Source organism: Pseudomonas sp. D(2018), assembly GCF_005502555.1.
In the GTDB taxonomy this organism is placed as follows: domain Bacteria; phylum Pseudomonadota; class Gammaproteobacteria; order Pseudomonadales; family Pseudomonadaceae; genus Metapseudomonas; species Metapseudomonas resinovorans.
In genome coordinates this window covers 60,751-77,815 of sequence record NZ_SCOK01000025.1, presented here as the reverse complement: position 1 = coordinate 77,815, position 17,065 = coordinate 60,751, and the positions used below count along the sequence as shown (strand labels likewise).

The following is a 17,065-nucleotide window of genomic DNA, read 5'->3' as shown; positions in this document are numbered from 1 at the left end:
CCCGGTGCCCACCGCGACCTATACCGTCACCGACGGCACCGCCACCGACACCGCCGAGCTAAGCTTCGGCAACGTCACTCCGGTCGACGATGCCTCCGTCCTGGTCGCGGACACCAACACCGTGGCCGAAGACAACCCCGCCACTGGCAACGTGCTGGGCAACGACGGCGATGTGGATAACACCCTCAGCGTTGCCAGCTTCAGCGTGTCCGGCGTCACCGGTACCTTCACCGCTGGCTCCAGTGCCGTCATCGCTGGCGTCGGCACCCTGGCCATCGCCGCCAATGGCAACTACACCTTCACTCCGGTGCAGAACTGGAACGGCGAGGTGCCGCAAGTCACCTACACCACCAACACCGGCAGCGAGAGCACGCTGAACATCACCGTGACTCCAGTGGACGATGCCTCCGCCCTGGTCGCGGACACTAACACCGTCGCCGAAGACAACCCGGCCAGCGGCAACGTGCTGGGCAACGACAGCGATGTGGATAACACCCTCACCGTCGCCAGCTTCAGCGTGGCTGGCGTCACTGGCAGCTTCACCGCAGGCTCCAGTGCCGTCATCGCTGGCGTCGGTACCCTGACCATCGCCACCAACGGCAACTACACCTTCACCCCGGCGGCCAACTGGAACGGCGAGGTGCCGCAAGTCACCTACGTCACCAACACCGGCAGCGAGAGCACGCTGGATATCACTGTCACGCCGGTGGACGATGCCTCGGTGGTGGCTCCTGACACCGACACCGTCACCGAGGACAACCCCGCTACCGGCAATGTGCTCGGCAACGACAGCGATGTGGACAACACCCTCAGCGTCGCCAGCTTCAGCGTGGCCGGCATCACCGGCAGCTTCACCGCAGGCTCCAGCGCGGTCATCGCCGGCGTTGGCACGTTGACCATCGCCGCCAATGGCAACTACACCTTCACCCCAGCCACCAACTGGAACGGCGAGGTGCCGCAGGTAACCTACGTCACCAACACCGGCAGCGAGAGCACGCTGAACATCACCGTCACCCCGGTGAACGACGCACCGCTGGCCAGCAACGATGGCCCGATTGCGGTCACCGAAGACACCCCGGTAAATGGCAATGTCCTGACCAATGACAGCGACATCGATGGCGATAGCCTCACCGTCACTCAATTCGAAGTGGACGGCACCACCTATGCGGCCGGCCAGACCGCGACTATCACTGGCATCGGCTCGCTGGTGATCAATGCCAACGGCAGCTTCACCTTCACACCGGCGCTGAACTACAACGGCCCGGTGCCCACCGCGACCTATACCGTCACCGACGGTACCGCCACCGACACCGCCGAGCTGAGCTTCGGCAACGTCACCCCGGTCGACGATGCCTCCGTCCTGGTCGCGGACACCAACACCGTCGCCGAGGACAACCCGGCCAGCGGCAACGTGCTGGGCAACGACAGCGATGTGGATAACACCCTCAGCGTCGCCAGCTTCAGCGTGGCGGGCGTCACTGGCAGCTTCACCGCCGGTTCCAGCGCGGTCATCGCTGGCGTCGGTACCCTGACCATCGCCGCCAACGGCAACTACACCTTTACCCCGGCCGCTAACTGGAACGGCGAGGTGCCGCAGGTCACCTACGTCACCAACACCGGCAGCAGCTCGACGCTGGATATCACCGTGACTCCGGTGGACGATGCGTCGGTGGTGGCTCCTGACACCAACACCGTCGCCGAGGACAACCCGGCCAGCGGCAACGTGCTGGGCAACGACAGCGATGTGGACAACACCCTCAGCGTCGCCAGCTTCAGCATCAATGGCGTCACCGGCAGCTTCACCGCAGGTTCCAGCGCGGTCATCGCTGGCGTCGGTACCCTGACCATCGCCACCAACGGCAACTACACCTTCACCCCGGTGGCCAACTGGAATGGCGAGGTGCCGCAGGTCACCTACGTCACCAACACCGGCAGCGAGAGCACGCTGGATATCACTGTCACCCCGGTGAACGACGCGCCGCTGGCGACCAACGATGGCCCGATTGCGGTCACCGAAGACACTCCGGCCATCGGTAACGTGCTGACCAACGACAGCGACCCGGAAAATGACACCCTGACCGTCACTCAGTTCGAAGTGGACGGCACCACCTACACGGCCGGCCAGACCGCGACTATCACTGGCGTCGGCTCGCTGGTGATCAATGCCAACGGCAGCTTCACCTTCACCCCGGCCCTGAACTACAACGGCCCGGTACCGACCGCGACCTATACCGTCACCGACGGCACCGCCACCGACACCGCCGAGCTGAGCTTCGGCAACGTCACCCCGGTAGACGATGCCTCCGTCCTGATCGCTGACACCAACACCGTCGCCGAAGACAACCCCGCCACTGGCAACGTGCTGGGTAATGACAGTGATGTGGATAACACGCTCACCGTTGCCAGCTTCAGCGTGGCTGGCGTCACTGGCAGCTTTACCGCTGGCTCCAGCGCGGTCATCGCCGGCGTCGGCACCCTGGCCATCGCCGCCAATGGCAACTACACCTTTACCCCGGTGGCCAACTGGAACGGTGACGTCCCGCAGGTCACCTACACCACCAACACCGGCAGCGAGAGCACGCTGGATATCACCGTGACTCCAGTGGACGATGCCTCCGCCCTGGTCGCGGACACTAACACCGTCGCCGAAGACAACCCGGCCACCGGCAATGTGCTGGGTAACGACAGCGATGTGGATAACACCCTCAGCGTCGCCAGCTTCAGCGTGGCGGGCGTCACTGGCAGCTTCACCGCCGGTTCCAGCGCGGTCATCGCTGGCGTCGGTACCCTGACCATCGCCGCCAACGGCAACTACACCTTTACCCCGGTGGCCAACTGGGACGGCGAGGTGCCGCAGGTTACCTACGTCACCAACACCGGCAGCAGCTCGACGCTGGATATCACTGTCACGCCGGTGAACGATGCCCCGAACATTGTCGATGCGACTGTCTCACTGAACGAGAATGTGCCCGCCAATACGCAGGTGATCGATGTCAACGACAGCTTCACTAGCAACGATCGCGATGTAGACGGCCAGGCGATCTCGTACAGCATCACAGGCGGCAATGGCAGCGGAATCTTCGTCATCAACCCGGCCACCGGCGTGATCAGCATCGCCCCTGGCAAGACCCTCGACTACGAGACCGCCAGGCAGCATGTACTGACGGTCACCGCCAGTGATGGCACCCTGATTGATACGGCGCAGGTCACCGTCAACGTCAACAACCTGCCGGACACTCTGCCGACCGTCACCGGCGGCAGCAAAGCGGTTTCGGAAACCGGTCTGAGAAGCTCTACAGATGCCGATACAAGCAACATGACTACCGGCCAGGTCACTATCACCCACGATTCAGCGACCACGGTGACCCTCGTTGCCCCCACCGGTACGACGCTGAGTTCAGGCGACACGAACATCACCTGGAGCCTCAGCGCCAACGGAAAGACCCTGACCGGCAGCGCGGGTACAGAGCCGGTCATCACGATCTCGATCGATGACCAGGGCAACTACTCGGTCAACCTTCTGAAACCGATCGACCATCCGGACACCACATCCGCAGACGTGCTCAACCTGAACGTCGGAGTCAAGGTCAAGGATGTCTACAACAATGAAGGCAGCGGCACGCTGACCGTCCAGATCAAGGACGATGTACCGACTGCGGAGCCTGGCGGTATCTCCATCGATATCCCGGTGAGCAGCATCAATCTCTCCGGGCTGGAGGCCGGCTTCGTCAACGTCAGGAACGAGAGCGGCGGAACATCCTCGATCAACCAGTCAAATCTCGATAGCGATAGCTACTCGGACAAGCTCACCTGGGGCACCGGGAGCAACCCTTCGGGCTATGTATTCGCGGATAACGAAGCGCTTCGTGCGTCCGGACCAAGTCTGCCTGACAGTGACTTCAAGCTCGGCACCTTCACGCATAACAACTTCCCGGTCAGCGGCACCTCCCTCGGGACTGTTGACCTGGTTGTAAAACTGACCGTAATGATCGATGGCGTACCGACCACCATCGAACACACCGTCCGGTTGCAACATACAGAGACCCCGAACAGCGGAGCTACCCAGAACCCGGCAAACGACGACATCATCCGCCTCGACAACAGCACACTGGTCAAGCAGTTCACTGTTGGCAACCGCACCTTCGAGTTCGAGATCAAGGGTTTCCTCGACCCGAGTACCGGCAACGTCGTCACCACGATCTACACAACGGAGAACGCTTCCTCGTCCTTCGACCTGTACGCCGTGGTGAAGTCCACCGATGGCCTGCCACTCGACAGCGGCGATATCTCCACCGTCACCACCACCGGTGCGGACGGCGATGTTCTGGTGAGTGGCAGCGAGGCCAGCGTCGCATGGGCAGGCGCTACCCAGCAGGCCGATGGTAGCTTCACAATCACCAACGAGTTCGGCACCTTCACCGGCTGGGCGGATGGGCGCTATCGCTTCGAAGTCAGCCGTGAGGCCCGCGACAACTTCAACGCGGATCAGATCGAGAACCTCAGGTTCGACTACACCGTGACCGACGGCGATGGCGATACCGCGCACTCCAACGTCACCGTGACCCTGAATGGCGAGAAGGTGCTGCCCTTTGCCCCGGTTGTGGAGCAGGCCGCACAGAGCGCGGTACTCAGCGCTGAAGTGGGCACTCAGGCCACCGCCAGCCTCGGCATTGAAGTGGGCCGAGATTCCAGCGGAGCTTCGGTGAAGATCACGGCTGCTGACGACAGCTCTCTGGACGGCCAAGCGGTCCAGGGCACGGTGCTGGTCGGAGGGGTAGCGACTAACGCTACCCTGACCTCTGGCGGTGTGGCGCTGGTCTACCGCGCGAATGCCGATGGCAGTCTCGACGCCATCAAGCAGGGCACCAACGATGTGGTGTTCAAGGTCACCGGCAACGCAGCCGACGGCAGCTACTCCGTGCAGATGCTCGGCACATTGGATCGGGCCACCAGCACGCAGAGCGATAGCAGCAGCCTGACATTCTCCCAAACCAGCCAGGGAGCCCAGGCGGCCTCCAACACCTCCAATTTCACCGTATCCCTGAGTGGGACCAACGGAAATGCTTATTGGAGCGGCAGCCGATTGGGCGTCGACAGCTCGAGCAACAGCGACGATGAAAACCGCGAGATCAACTACCGCAACGGCAACGCGAATGAAGTTCTGGTTCTGACATTTGCAGCAATCGCGGGAGTGACCATTACCTCCGTGCAATTGAGCACCCGGAGCCTCGGCTCGGACGAAGAACTCCAGTACCGTGTGAATGGTGGGCAATGGCAAACCGTTGATGGTTCCTGGTCATCTCCAGACGTGAACATCTCGATCTCCAATGCCATCAATACAATCGAGATTCGTGCCGGGAATGACGACACGGACTTCTCCATCGACGCGGTCAATGTGGGTTACACCAAAACGGTAACCGCCGATATCGACTCCACCACCACCCTGAACCTGGGCGCCACCGTCACCGACGGCAGCGGTGACAAGGCCTCCACCGACTTCAGCGTGGTCATCGATCCGGACAACACGCTGGACGGAACCAATAGTAACGACTCCCTGATGGGTAGCTCGCAAGGTGACACGCTGCACGGAGGAGTAGGCGATGACCTCCTGAATGGCGGCAATGGCCACGACACCCTCTACGGGGGCGAAGGCAAGGACATCCTGATCGGCGGGCAGGGCGACGATATCCTCTGGGGTCAGGGCGCCGCCGACACCTTCACCTGGAAATCGGGAGACGCAGGCATAGCCGGCAACCCGGCACAGGACGTAGTGAAGGACTTCAAGTTGAGTGAAGGCGACAAGATCGACCTGAGCGATCTGCTGCAAGGGGAAACCACTGCCAGCATCGACAACTTCCTCAAGCTGATCGTCGATACCGGCACCGGCAACGCTACCCTGCTGGTCAGCAAGGAAGGCCACCTGAACGACGACGGGGGCGCGGCCAGCCATGCCGACCTGGCCATCACCCTGGAAGGCGCAGCCAACCAGCTGAGCGGGGCGTCGATCAACTCGTTGATCGCAGGTGCCGACCCGACCATCAAGATCGACCACAGCTGACGGCTGTCCCTGCCCGCAATCACCCCGGTGGTTGCGGGCAGGGAGGCTCTGCCTTCATCCTGCGGCAATCTTCCAGGGAGAACCTCCATGCTCTACATCCAGCGCGACGAAGAAGGAAGGCTGGTTCGCGTCGAAGCGGCCGAGTTCGACGAGATGACCGGCAGCCTGCCGGCCGACGACCAGGACATCCAGGCCTGGTACGCCAATCTGGCGATGCAAAGCAGCCTGCTGCAACTGAAACAGAGCGACCTGGACATGATCCGGGTGCTCGACGACCTGATCACTGTGCTGATGGCCAAAGGCGTGATCCGCATCACCGACCTGCCGCCGGCAGCACAGTCCAAGCTGCTCAGCCGGAATCAGGCGCGGGAAGCCCTTGGGGGGATTTCACGGCTGATCGTCGACGAAGAGGAAGACGCGGGCTCGGGGCTGATCTGAGCCCCGAGGTCTCGATCACCTTCCCCCGATGGCACTAACGCCAGGGGGCGGGTGCGCCGAACAGTTGGCCCTGTACGCCCTGGAACCCCATTCCCCGCAGCACTTCCAGCTCCCCTTCGGTTTCCACTCGCTCGGCAATCAGTGGCAGGTCGATGCTGTGGGCCGCACGTTGCATGGCCTCGATGAACAGGCGTTTGTCGGCTTCCAGGTCAATTGCACGGATATAGCTGCCATCCACCTTCAGGTAGGCCAGGCCGAGACGGGCCAGGTTGCCGATCATGCTGAAGCGGCCACCGAAGTGCTGCAGGCTCAGACTGAAACCCAGTTCGCGCAGGCGGCGAGTGAGCCGTTCCAGGACCGCTTGCTCGGGCAGTTGATCCTCCTCCAGCTCCAGCACCAGACGCGGCCCCAACTGGGCGTGCCTGCGCAATAGCTCGAAGGCTTTGTCCAGCGCCTGGGGTTCGCGCAGCAACGCGCCGGAAAGGTTGAGCGCCAGGGTTTCACCATGGCTGGCCATCTGCTGCAGCACCAGCTCCAGCATCAGCAGGTCGAGGCGCGCCATCCAGCCGAAGCGCTGCAGCCAGGGCAGGAAACGACCGGCCGGGATGTTCTCGCCGCGCTCGTCGCGCAGGCGTGACAGCACCTTGTAATGCAGTACCCGCGAGCGATCGCGACTGTCCACCACCGGCTGGAAATAGAGCTGCAACTGACGTTGGCCAAGGGCGCGATCCAGCAACTGGTGCCAGGTATGGCGCTCATCGCCCACGCTGGGCGCTTCGCCCTGGGTCAGCGTCGCCCAGGTCCGGTCGGTCTGGCTTTCCGCCTTGGCCAGTGCCTCATCGGCCAGGCGCAGCAGATCCGCCAGCGCATCGCCCGGGCTGAAAGGCACCAGGCCCATGTGGGCCACCGGCGAGGTGTCCGCGGCACCTGTGGTCACCAGATTGGCCAGTCCGGCATCCAGGCGTTGCGCCAGTTGCTCGGCTTCTTCGGCCACCAGGCCGGGCATCAACAGGGCAAAGTCACCACCCCGGCTGCGCGCCACCAATTGACCGGCGCCCTGCCCCGCCGCAGCCTGAGTCAACAGTTCGGCCACCGCCAACAACAGCTGGTCGGTGCGCTGACCGCCCAAGCGCTGGTTGAGGCCAGCAAGATCATGTACCCGTAGCAGCAGCAGGTACCCCGTGCTGGCCTGGTCGTCGGCACTCAAACGTGCCTGCAACTGCATTTCGAAATGGCGGCGGTTGGCCAGGCCGGTCAGGCTGTCGCGGTAGGCCTCATCGCGCAGTCGTTCACTGCGCTCGGCCTGCTCCTGGAACAGTGCCTTGAGCTTTTCCACCATCTGGTTCATTGCCTGTACCACGCGGCGCAATTCCGGGGTGCGCGGAAGTTCCGGCAGGCTGAGGAATTCGCGGCGGGCAATGGCATGGGACTGCTCGACCATGTAATCCAGCGGCTTGAGCTGGCGACGCAGGAGGAAGGCCCCGAGGCCGGCGCTGGCCAGGCCACAGGCCAGCAGCCAGCCGAGGCTGCCCAGCGCGCTCTGCCAGAGTCGGGCCAGGGCGAATAGCGGATGACTCTGCACTTCCACGCGTGCCGCCTGCTGCCAGCCACGGCTGACGATGGCGTCGCCGCCGGCCGATTGCAGGCCGATCAGTTCGACAAACCACTGTGGTACCTGGGTACCCGCCGCGTCGGGCACACCGGTGCGCTCCACCAGCACCGTGCCGCTCTGCAGGTCGATTACCCGGATGCTCTCGAAGTAACCACTGTCGAATATGGAGCTGACCATCAGCTCGACCATCGCTGCATCGTCGATATGCGGCGTCAGCGAGAGGCCGAGGGCAGTCGCCGCATCCTGCGCGTGGGAGCGCAGTTGGTTGACGTACTGCTCCCGCGAGCTCTCCAGGCCGACCATGAAGCTGCCGCTGAAGGCGACCACCAGGAACAGGCAGATGGCGATCAACAGCTGTTTGAACAGAGACATCTCGACTCCTATCCGGCCGGTTCCACGGGGAAACCTTCGGCCTTCATCTTTTTGAGCAATTCCTGCCAGCGGGACAGGCGCTTGGCATCGCCCACCTGCTTGCCACCGCCGTTCCCGGCCAACCACAGGCCTTCGGCATTGAAGGCGTAGACCGGCAGCAGGTCGGTGCGTTGATCGGCAGCGCGAATCACGCCCACCAGGTTGTCCAGCACCAGCGGCATGGCGCCGGGCGAGGCGTAATAGGTCAGCACCATGTGCGCCTGGTTCAGGCGCAGCGCCTTGACGTAGGTGATGCGCAGTTTCTCGCTGGGCACACCGAGCTGGCGCAGGCTGAAGTACTTGGCGATGGCGAAGTCTTCGCAGTCGCCAGCGCCGGTGCGCAAGGCCTGTACGGGCGTCGCCCAGTAGTCGGTCTCGCCCCAGAGGCGGATGTCATCGGTAAAGCGCAGCTTGGCGTTGAAGAAGCGGTTCACCTCTTCCAGCTGTTTTCTCTCATCGACACCGGCCAGGCGCCCCAACATGGACTGCCAGTCATCGATGCGCTGCTTGCCGGGACCGAGGGGGCCGTAGAGGGATTCGGCACGCCGGCTGATCAGGGTGAAATCCCAGTCCGCCTGCAATGCGCCGACCAGTAGCATCGGCAGCAACGCCGCGACCAGGGCCGGCATCCGCCATCCCCTGCGCGTACGCCAGGCCTGAACGCAACCTTGGAACATCCACCATCCCGTCTAGGAGGCCATCGGGGCCCCATGGAACACGGCGCGAATGGTGCGGGCTGGCCCTGAAAAAAACAATGGCATTTTGCCCTCACCGGGCAGTATCGCGGCGCCGGCTGGTGCGGGCCACGCGGGGCCTGACGCCCAGCGACCCAAAGTGAAACACCGGATGTGTTGGGCTTCGCAGAGCTCAGCCACAACCTACGAGGCGGGAGACACCCTCAGCGCAGACCGCGTAGATGCAGGAATCCGAACAGCAGCACTTGCAGCCGTTCCAGCCAGGGATGGGGGCGTGCTTTCAGCTTGCGATTGAACACGGCTGCCTCGCCCACGTGGGCCAGCAGGATCGCGCCAGCCGCCAATAGCAAGGGCTGTTGCAACGGCTCGCCGAAGGGATGGATGAGGTTGAGCAGAGCCACCAGCCAGAACATGGCCAAGGCGCCCTTGAGAAAGGATGGCAGGTGCATGATGTCTCCCGAATGTGCGGACCAGGCGGCCAGTGTGCCGCCTGGAACCACCGGGCTCTCCGCACTTTCGGTTGGAGACTCAGCGCAGCGTCAGGGCGATGGGCGCGTCCTCGAAGTCGAAGCAGCCGAGGAAGGTCTTGATGTCGAGCAGGTTGCCGTCCACCTTCACGTCGCCCAGCAGAGCCCCCTTGAGCAATCCGTTCTCGCCGCTGATCACGGTATCGAGGTAGGTCTTGTCGAAGGTCAGCTTGAGCGCGGTGCCTTCGGGGATGCCCTTGTGCAGTTCCACCACGCCTCGGCGCACTTCCAGGGCCCACGCTTCCTTGATGTCGGGGAAGACGAAGCCCAGGGTCAGGTTCACCTCCGCGCTCTTCTCGGGATCGATACGGGTCACCCAGTTCTGCAGGAAGATGCGCGCCGGCAGGTTCTTCAGCATGTCCGGGGACAGGAAGGCATTGCGCATGCCCTGGGACAGTTGCAGGGCGGCATCGCCGTCGAGTTTGCCTTCCAGTTCCATGGCGCTCATCAGGTACCAGTTGCGCCAGTTGATGTTCATGCTGGCGTAGCCCAGACGGCGGAAGCTGCGGGCCTTGATCTCGCGGGCCAGTTGGTCGTCGTGGTCGATGCGGATGGCGTAGCTGGCCAGTTCGGCGGCCCATTGGTAGTCGCCCTTGAGGTAGGCCTCACCGGCCGCCATCAACACCTTCTCGCGGCCGCCCATCAGATCGACCAGGCGCTTGGCCTTCTCCATCGGCGGAATCGGGTCGAGGTCCACCGGGTCGCCCTGGAACCAGCCCAGGTAGCCCTGGTAGATCTGCCGCACGCTGTGTTTCACCGTGCCGTAGTACTCACGCAGGTAGGGCGTGTAGCCGGCCAGGTATGGGGGTAGCTTGACCTTCTCCACCAGCTCGTCGGGCGTCAGGCCCTTGTTCATCCAGCGCACCGTCTGGTCGTGGACAAAGGCGATGGCATCGCGGGTCATGCGCAGCACTTCCTCTACCTTGTCCTTGCCGGACACCGGCTGGCCGTGCAGCGGCACCATGTAGTCGGCCTGGAAGGCACGCAGCTTGTCGAGGCTGTTCACCCAGACCACCGGATCACGGAACTTGGTACCGCGCAGGGTGTGGATGTTCGGCAGGGTCGGGCCCTGTGTCACCTCGGCACTGATCAGCACCTTGTTCTGCGGCAGGAACAGCACGATCTCGTCGGGCGCCTCACTGGGCACATGGAGGAACTGCACCGGCAGACCGGCGATCGTGGTATCGAGCTTGTCCTTGAAGGTAATGGTGGGCGCAATGAAGGTGGAGCTGGCTTCATGGACTAGCGGGCCGATTCCACCGTTCATGTCCTTCTTGTCGGCATCCGGCAGGGCGGCGCCGAAGCTGTAGCCCGAGCGCATGCCGAGGATGGGGCCAACCAGCGCGCCCTGGGTGACGACGTTTTCCAGCAGGGTTTCCTGGGCGTAGATCTGCACCTCGCCGCGCTTCACCTGCTCTTCGCTGACGAAACCCTTCACACCGTTGATGTGATCGGGATGGAAGTGGGTGTAGACGATGGCCTTGATCGGCTTGTCGCTGATCTTGCGGAACTCCACCAGCACCTTGCGCGACTGCTCGGCCGACTCGCCGGTGTCGACGATGATCAGGCCTTCGGGTGCCTCGATCATCACGCTGTTGGCGAGGTTCCAGCCCACCGCCGAGTACACGTTGTCGGCGATCTTGTAGACCTTCTCGCTGAAGTGCTTGGTGTGCTCGGCCAGTTCGGCGTTGATGCTGGGCGCGATGGACTCTTCCGGCAGTGCGGCGTCGGCGCCCAGGGGCAGTGCGGCCGCCAGGAGCAGGCCGCTGAAACGGGTGGAGATTCGCATGGTTCGCTCGGGGATTGTTGTTATAGGCCGAGACAGGCTGGCAGGCGCCTGCTAATAATTCCAATGCATTCTTTTCCCTATATCGATGCAAACCACGCATGAATGATCTTCGCCAGCTCCGCCACTTCGTGGCCCTTGCCGAACACGGCCATTTCGCCCGCGCCGCGGAAGCGGTCAATCTCAGCCAACCAGCGCTCAGCCGCAGCATCCAGGCCCTGGAAGCGAGCCTCGGCTGCAGCCTGCTGGACCGTGGTCCACGCCAGGTCAGCCTGACCGCCCATGGCCGCCTGGTGCTGGAACATGCCAGGCGCCTGCTCGATGGCAGCCGCGCCCTGCGCAGCGCGGTAACCCAGCTGGAGAACCTCGACAGCGGTGAACTGCGCCTGGGCGCCGGCCCCTACCCCGCCGCGCGCCTGGTTCCGCGTGCCCTGGGACGCTTCGCCAGCCAGCACCCGGGCGTTCGGGTGCAACTCAGCCTGGAAAACTGGCACAGCCTTCGCCAGAAACTGGTGGATGACGCCATCGAGCTATTCGTCGCCGACATTCGCGAACTTCAGGGCGATCCCATGCTGGATATCGTTCCCTTGCGGCGCCACGCCGGCACTCTGTTCTGCCGTCCGGGCCATCCGTTGCTGGAGCAGGACCGGATTCGACTGAACGACCTGGGCCGCTACGCCCTGGCCGGCACTCAGCTGCCCGTCGAGGTGGAGCAGGCCATAGGTGAACTCGCCGGCAGCGAAAAGCCGCTGGGCATCGAGTGCGACAACTTCATGGTGTTGAAGGCGGTAGTCGCCGAGAGCGACGTGATCAGCATGGCGCCTTGGGATGTCGTCGCCGAGGACGTGATCGCCGGTCGCCTGGCGGTGCTGGAGCCACTGGCCAGCACCGGGACCTCATCGGCCTATGGCGTGGTCAGCCTTGCCGCACGCAGCCTGTCTCCGGCTGCGCGGGCAATGCGGGCGCTGTTGCTGGAAGAGGACAGCCGCTTTCCTGCCGACTAGCGGCGGTTCTCCATCGACCAGCTGCTGCGGTTGTTATAGCGGGGATTGTTGTGCGGCCGCGCCTCGTAGCCCGGCTGCACCCGGTACTGCTGGCGGTAGTTGCTCTGGCGATAGCTTTTCTGGTGGTTGCCGGGCTGACGGTAACCGGGCTGGAGGTGGTTGTTCTTGCCCCAGGTCTGCAGGCGCGGCGTGTAGTCGTGGCGGCGCTCCTGGTAATTGTCCTGGCGCGGCTGGTGGTAACGCCGGTCGTGGCGGTACTTGCGGTCGTTGTCGTAGTAGCGCTTGTCGTAGCGGTGCTTGTCGGACTTGTAGTAGTCCTTGCGACCGTCGTAGTGGCGGCGCTCGTAGTGACGGTCGTCGTAGCGCTGGTCAGCTACGCGGTACGTCGTCTTGGGTGTGTCGTAGTAGCGATTAACACGGTAGTCGTCACCGTCGTAGTACCGACGTCCGTAGTAGTCGTTGTCGTAGTCATAGACGGCGCAGCCGCCCAGGGTCAGGCTCAGCACGGCAAGGAAGAATGATCGGTAGGACATGGCGGCCTCCTTCGACCGCTAGGGATGGCGCAGACAGATGTCGGCGCCCGGGATTGCTCCCACTGCGTTGGACAACGAGTCCTACAGAACAGCGCTCGCTCCCTGTCGGAAAAATCCTTTTCCAGTTGTTGCTACGCACCAGTTTGAAGCCAGCCGCCCCATGAGCGGGCATCCCTCACCTTCATGCCGCCCTTGCCGTTCGGCGAAAAGCCCGTGGCAGAGCCCTCTCACCAACTTGGCACGGCCTTCGCTTTGACGAAGGCGTGCAGGAGCTACCCGGACCACCGGGTTCGCGGCACCACAATTTGCAATGGCTGGCTAGGGTTCCGGTTCGCGAAAGCGGATGACTGGTCCGAGAGCTGGCGACCTCCAGCGAGGTTACACGGCGGGACAAAAGCCCGGGAGAACGCGCCCCTTTACAGGGAAAGTGCCGCGCAGCTCCGCCCGCCCTCAACCGAACTGGAGGTTCTCCATGCGTAAGTCCCGTCTGTTCGCTCTCGCCGCCGCCGGCCTCGCCGCCGCCCTCAGCTTCAACACTTCCGCCGCCCAGAAGGACAGCTTCAACGTCTGCTGGACCATCTACGCCGGGTGGATGCCCTGGGAGTACGGCGCCACCAAGGGCATCGTCGACAAATGGGCGAAGAAGTATGGGATCGAGATCCAGGTCACCCAGCTCAACGACTACGTCGAATCGATCAATCAATACACCGCTGGCCAGTTCGACGGCTGCACCATGACCAATATGGATGCCTTGACCATTCCCGCCGCCGGCGGCGTGGACAGCACGGCACTGATCGTCGGTGATTTCTCCAACGGCAACGACGGCGTGGTGCTCAAGGGCGAAGGCAAGACCCTGGCCGATCTCAAGGACACGCCCATCAACCTGGTGGAGCTGTCCGTCTCCCACTACCTGCTGGCCCGCGCCCTGGAGCGCGCCGACCTCACCGAGAAAGACGTGAAGGTGGTGAACACCTCCGACGCCGACATCGCCGCTGCCTTCGATACCGCCGAAGTCCAGGCCGTGACCACCTGGAACCCCATGCTCGCCGACATCAAGTCCAAGCCCGGCACCAGCCTGGTGTTCGACTCCAGCAAGGTTCCCGGCGAAATCATGGACATGATGGTGGTCAACACCGAGACCCTGCAGGACAACCCCGCCCTGGGCAAAGCGCTGACCGGCGCCTGGTTCGAGATCGTCGCGCTGATGAACGCCAACACCGCCGAAAGCACTGCCGCCCTGGAACACATGGCCAAGGCTTCCGGCACCGACCTGGCCGGCTACCAGGCCCAACTGGACGCCACCCGCCTGTTCCACACCCCGGCCGATGCCCTGGCCTTCGTCACCAGCCCGAAACTGCCGGCAACCATGGACAAGGTGGCCAACTTCAGCTTCCACCACGGCCTGCTCGGTGAAGGCGCCAAGGATGCCAACGCAGTCGGCATGAGCTTCGCCAAGGGCGTGGTCACGGGTGACAAGGGCAACGTGAAGCTGCGCTTCGACCCGACCTACGTGCAGATGGCCGCCGAAGGGAAGCTCTGACCGCCGGCACCCGATCGTAGGTTGGCGCCGAGCGAAGCGCGGCCCAACGTGGCCCGCACCAACCTACGAAATGGCCCGTTCCACACACGAGTACACCGCCATGCGCCTGATCAACCGCCAACCGGACCGCGCCGGCCGCCTGATCCTGATCCTGCTGCCCTTCGCCCTGCTGCTGTTCGCCTACTTCACCGGCTCGGCGGCGCGGCTCACGGAAAACCCCAACGACAAGCTGCTGCCGAGCGCGGCGCAGATGAGTGACGCGGTGGAACGTCTGGCCTTCACCGAAGACAAGCGCAGCGGCGACTACCTGTTCTGGCAGGACAGCGCCTCGAGCCTGAAGCGCCTGGCGCTGGGGCTCTCCATTGCCGCACTGCTGGGCCTGACCCTGGGCATCGCCGCCGGCACCCTGCCGCTGTTCGGCGCACCGCTGTCGCCCCTGCTCACCGTGCTGTCGATGATTCCGCCGCTGGCGATATTGCCGATCCTGTTCATCGTCTTCGGCCTTGGCGAGCTGTCCAAGGTGATGCTGATCGTCATCGGCATCGCGCCTTGCATCGCCCGCGACATGGAGCAGCGCGCCCGGGAAATCCCCCGCGAGCTGCTGATCAAGGCGCAGACCCTGGGCGCCAACACCTGGACCCTGATCCTGCGGGTGGTCCTGCCGCAGCTCATGCCGCGCCTCTTGATCTCCCTGCGTCTGGTGCTGGGCTCGGCCTGGCTGTTCCTCATCGCCGCCGAAGCCATCGCCTCCACCGATGGCCTGGGCTACCGCATCTTCCTGGTCCGCCGCTACCTGGCCATGGATGTGATCCTCCCCTACGTGGTGTGGATCACCCTGCTCGCCTGGCTGATGGACCTGGGCCTGCGCCAGCTCGCGCGGCTGGCCTTCCCCTGGTATGAGGGAGCCAAGGCATGAGCGCGTTCATTGAAGTGAAAAACCTCTGGCAGGAATACGGTGACCAGGTCGTCCTCGAAAACCTCAACCTGTCAGTCAACGAAGGCGAGTTCTGCACCCTGGTCGGCGCTTCCGGCTGCGGCAAATCCACCTTCCTGCGCATGCTGCTGGGCCAGGAATCCCCCAGCCGCGGCAGCATCCTGCTGGACGGCCAGCCACTGATGGCCGAGCCCGACGCCAGCCGGGGCGTGGTGTTCCAGCGCTACTCGGTGTTCCCGCACCTCAGCGTGCTGGACAACGTCGCCCTGGGTCTGGAACTGCCTCGCTCGCCCCTGTTTGGCCGGCTCTTCGGTGGCGCCAAGCGATCCGCCCGCGAAGAGGCCGCCGCCATTCTCGGCAAGGTCGGTCTGGGCCACGCCCTGGAAAAGTACCCCAGCCAGCTCTCCGGCGGCATGCAGCAGCGCTTGGCCATTGCCCAGGCACTGATCATGAAACCGCGCGTGCTGCTGCTCGACGAACCCTTCGGCGCCCTCGATCCAGGCATCCGCAAGGACATGCACGAACTGCTGCTCAGCCTCTGGAACGAAACCCGGCTGACCGTCTTCATGGTCACCCACGACCTCTCCGAGGGCTTCAGCCTGGGCACTCGGCTGATGGTCTTCGACAAGGTGCGCCACGACCCGCAGGCACCCAATGCCTATGGCGCGCGCATCACCTACGACATTCCGTTGAACAGCGACCGCCGCGCCGCCCGCGCGGCCGTCGAGGCCCTGCCGGAGCGAGTCACTTCCGCCCTGCAGCCCGCCATCGCCCACTGACAAGGAGCCTGCCCATGACCGCATCCCTGGCCCTGCGCCCGACCCTCTATGAAGAAACCGTCCCCGGCGGCGGCCACACCTCCTTCGTGCTCAAGCGCGGCCAGCAGTTGCGCGTCACCGATATCGAAGGCGGTGCCAACGTCAGCCTGCTGTTGCTCAACGCGCAAGAAAAGAGCGAGCGCCTGAACCTGCCCGACAGCCTCAAGTGCCAGCACACCGCCAAGCTCACCGCGGGTCACTGCCTCTACTCCGACATGGGCCGGGTGCTGGCTGCCATCACCGCCGACACCTGCGGCTGGCACGACAGCTTCGGCGGCGTGCTCAATGCAGATGAGGTGAAGGAAAAGTACGGCGCCGGGCGCTACCAGGAACTGCGTAATGGCTTCTTCCGCAACGGCATGGACAACCTGCTGGTGGAAATGGGCAAGTGGGACCTCAACCTGCAAGACCTGCTGATGTGCCTGAACCTGTTCAGCAAGGTCACCGTGGACAGTGACGGCTGCTTCCACTTCCAGCCCGGCAACTCCACGGCCGGTGACTACATCGAGCTCTACGCCCCCATGGACACCCTGGTGGTGCTCACCGCCCTGCAGCACCCCATGGACCCCGCCCCGGAATATGCGCCCAAGCCGGTGCAACTCGCCTGGCAACAGGTGCAGAGCGACGGCATCACCCTGCTCTGCCGCACCTCGCGCCCGGAAAACGACCGCGGTTTCCACAACACCGAACGCCTGTACATCTGAGGTCC

The 17,065-nt window shown here is 63.8% G+C and carries 12 protein-coding genes and 1 riboswitch; of the genes, 7 read left to right on the top strand and 5 right to left on the bottom strand.

The features are described from left to right. Both FFS60_RS17035 and FFS60_RS17030 read left to right on the top strand, forming a co-directional pair. A partial coding sequence (locus FFS60_RS17035) for an Ig-like domain-containing protein (protein ID WP_137822628.1) occupies positions 1–6,058 on the top strand: 6,058 nt, incomplete at its 5' end. A gap of 87 nt (positions 6,059–6,145) precedes the next feature. Next, a complete protein-coding gene (locus tag FFS60_RS17030; RefSeq protein WP_028626321.1) occupies positions 6,146–6,496 on the top strand; it encodes a hypothetical protein in 351 nt (116 codons plus the stop codon). A gap of 34 nt (positions 6,497–6,530) precedes the next feature. Here FFS60_RS17030 and lapD read toward each other — a convergent pair whose 3' ends face one another. The 4 genes from lapD to FFS60_RS17010 all read right to left on the bottom strand — a co-directional run bounded on the left by lapD (position 6,531) and on the right by FFS60_RS17010 (position 11,530). Further along, positions 6,531–8,480: a cyclic di-GMP receptor LapD gene (gene lapD / locus FFS60_RS17025; protein ID WP_137822627.1), complete on the bottom strand. Its 1,950-nt coding sequence runs from the start codon at positions 8,478–8,480 to the stop codon at positions 6,531–6,533. A gap of 8 nt (positions 8,481–8,488) precedes the next feature. Next, complete coding sequence (lapG, locus tag FFS60_RS17020; protein ID WP_137822626.1) at positions 8,489–9,148, bottom strand: cysteine protease LapG; 660 nt, start codon at positions 9,146–9,148, stop codon at positions 8,489–8,491. Between the two features lie 269 nt (positions 9,149–9,417). Continuing rightward, positions 9,418–9,666, bottom strand: a complete 249-nt coding sequence (locus tag FFS60_RS17015; protein ID WP_028626318.1) for a DUF1145 domain-containing protein — start codon at positions 9,664–9,666, stop codon at positions 9,418–9,420. A gap of 76 nt (positions 9,667–9,742) precedes the next feature. Then, on the bottom strand, positions 9,743–11,530 hold the full coding sequence (locus tag FFS60_RS17010; protein ID WP_137822625.1) for an alkyl/aryl-sulfatase: 1,788 nt from the start codon (positions 11,528–11,530) through the stop codon (positions 9,743–9,745). A gap of 98 nt (positions 11,531–11,628) precedes the next feature. Here FFS60_RS17010 and FFS60_RS17005 point away from each other — a divergent pair, with 98 nt between their 5' ends. Beyond that, on the top strand, positions 11,629–12,531 hold the full coding sequence (locus FFS60_RS17005; RefSeq protein WP_137822624.1) for a LysR family transcriptional regulator: 903 nt from the start codon (positions 11,629–11,631) through the stop codon (positions 12,529–12,531). Here the strand turns inward: FFS60_RS17005 and FFS60_RS28715 are convergent. Next, positions 12,528–13,064: a hypothetical protein gene (locus FFS60_RS28715; protein ID WP_028626315.1), complete on the bottom strand. Its 537-nt coding sequence runs from the start codon at positions 13,062–13,064 to the stop codon at positions 12,528–12,530. The two genes, FFS60_RS17005 and FFS60_RS28715, sit on opposite strands and share 4 nt — an antisense overlap. 307 nt (positions 13,065–13,371) lie before the next feature. Beyond that, positions 13,372–13,471, top strand: a riboswitch (guanidine-I (ykkC/yxkD leader). Positions 13,472–13,536: 65 nt separating this feature from the next. Between FFS60_RS28715 and FFS60_RS16995 the strand changes: the two genes are divergently transcribed. The 4 genes from FFS60_RS16995 (at position 13,537) to FFS60_RS16980 (ending at position 17,060) form a co-directional block, all read left to right on the top strand. Beyond that, complete coding sequence (locus tag FFS60_RS16995) at positions 13,537–14,604, top strand: putative urea ABC transporter substrate-binding protein (RefSeq protein WP_137822623.1); 1,068 nt, start codon at positions 13,537–13,539, stop codon at positions 14,602–14,604. 100 nt (positions 14,605–14,704) lie between these two features. After that, positions 14,705–15,520, top strand: a complete 816-nt coding sequence (locus FFS60_RS16990; RefSeq protein ID WP_137822629.1) for an ABC transporter permease — start codon at positions 14,705–14,707, stop codon at positions 15,518–15,520. After that, complete coding sequence (locus FFS60_RS16985) at positions 15,517–16,317, top strand: ABC transporter ATP-binding protein (RefSeq protein ID WP_137822622.1); 801 nt, start codon at positions 15,517–15,519, stop codon at positions 16,315–16,317. The genes FFS60_RS16990 and FFS60_RS16985 overlap by 4 nt, the downstream gene beginning before the upstream one ends. Positions 16,318–16,331: 14 nt before the next feature. After that, on the top strand, positions 16,332–17,060 hold the full coding sequence (locus FFS60_RS16980) for an urea amidolyase associated protein UAAP1 (RefSeq protein ID WP_137822621.1): 729 nt from the start codon (positions 16,332–16,334) through the stop codon (positions 17,058–17,060). The last annotated feature ends 5 nt before the right edge of the window (positions 17,061–17,065 follow it).

Bases quoted from the DNA above. Each gene is read 5' to 3' on its own strand.
- lapG (WP_137822626.1), bottom strand. From the start codon at position 9,148: ATGCCGGCCCTGGTCGCGGCGTTGCTGCCGATGCTACTGGTCGGCGCA.
- FFS60_RS16990 (WP_137822629.1), top strand. From the start codon at position 14,705: ATGCGCCTGATCAACCGCCAACCGGACCGCGCCGGCCGCCTGATCCTG.
- FFS60_RS17010 (WP_137822625.1), bottom strand. From the start codon at position 11,530: ATGCGAATCTCCACCCGTTTCAGCGGCCTGCTCCTGGCGGCCGCACTG.
- FFS60_RS17030 (WP_028626321.1), top strand. From the start codon at position 6,146: ATGCTCTACATCCAGCGCGACGAAGAAGGAAGGCTGGTTCGCGTCGAA.
- FFS60_RS28715 (WP_028626315.1), bottom strand. From the start codon at position 13,064: ATGTCCTACCGATCATTCTTCCTTGCCGTGCTGAGCCTGACCCTGGGC.
- FFS60_RS16995 (WP_137822623.1), top strand. From the start codon at position 13,537: ATGCGTAAGTCCCGTCTGTTCGCTCTCGCCGCCGCCGGCCTCGCCGCC.
- lapD (WP_137822627.1), bottom strand. From the start codon at position 8,480: ATGTCTCTGTTCAAACAGCTGTTGATCGCCATCTGCCTGTTCCTGGTG.
- FFS60_RS16980 (WP_137822621.1), top strand. From the start codon at position 16,332: ATGACCGCATCCCTGGCCCTGCGCCCGACCCTCTATGAAGAAACCGTC.
- FFS60_RS17005 (WP_137822624.1), top strand. From the start codon at position 11,629: ATGAATGATCTTCGCCAGCTCCGCCACTTCGTGGCCCTTGCCGAACAC.
- FFS60_RS16985 (WP_137822622.1), top strand. From the start codon at position 15,517: ATGAGCGCGTTCATTGAAGTGAAAAACCTCTGGCAGGAATACGGTGAC.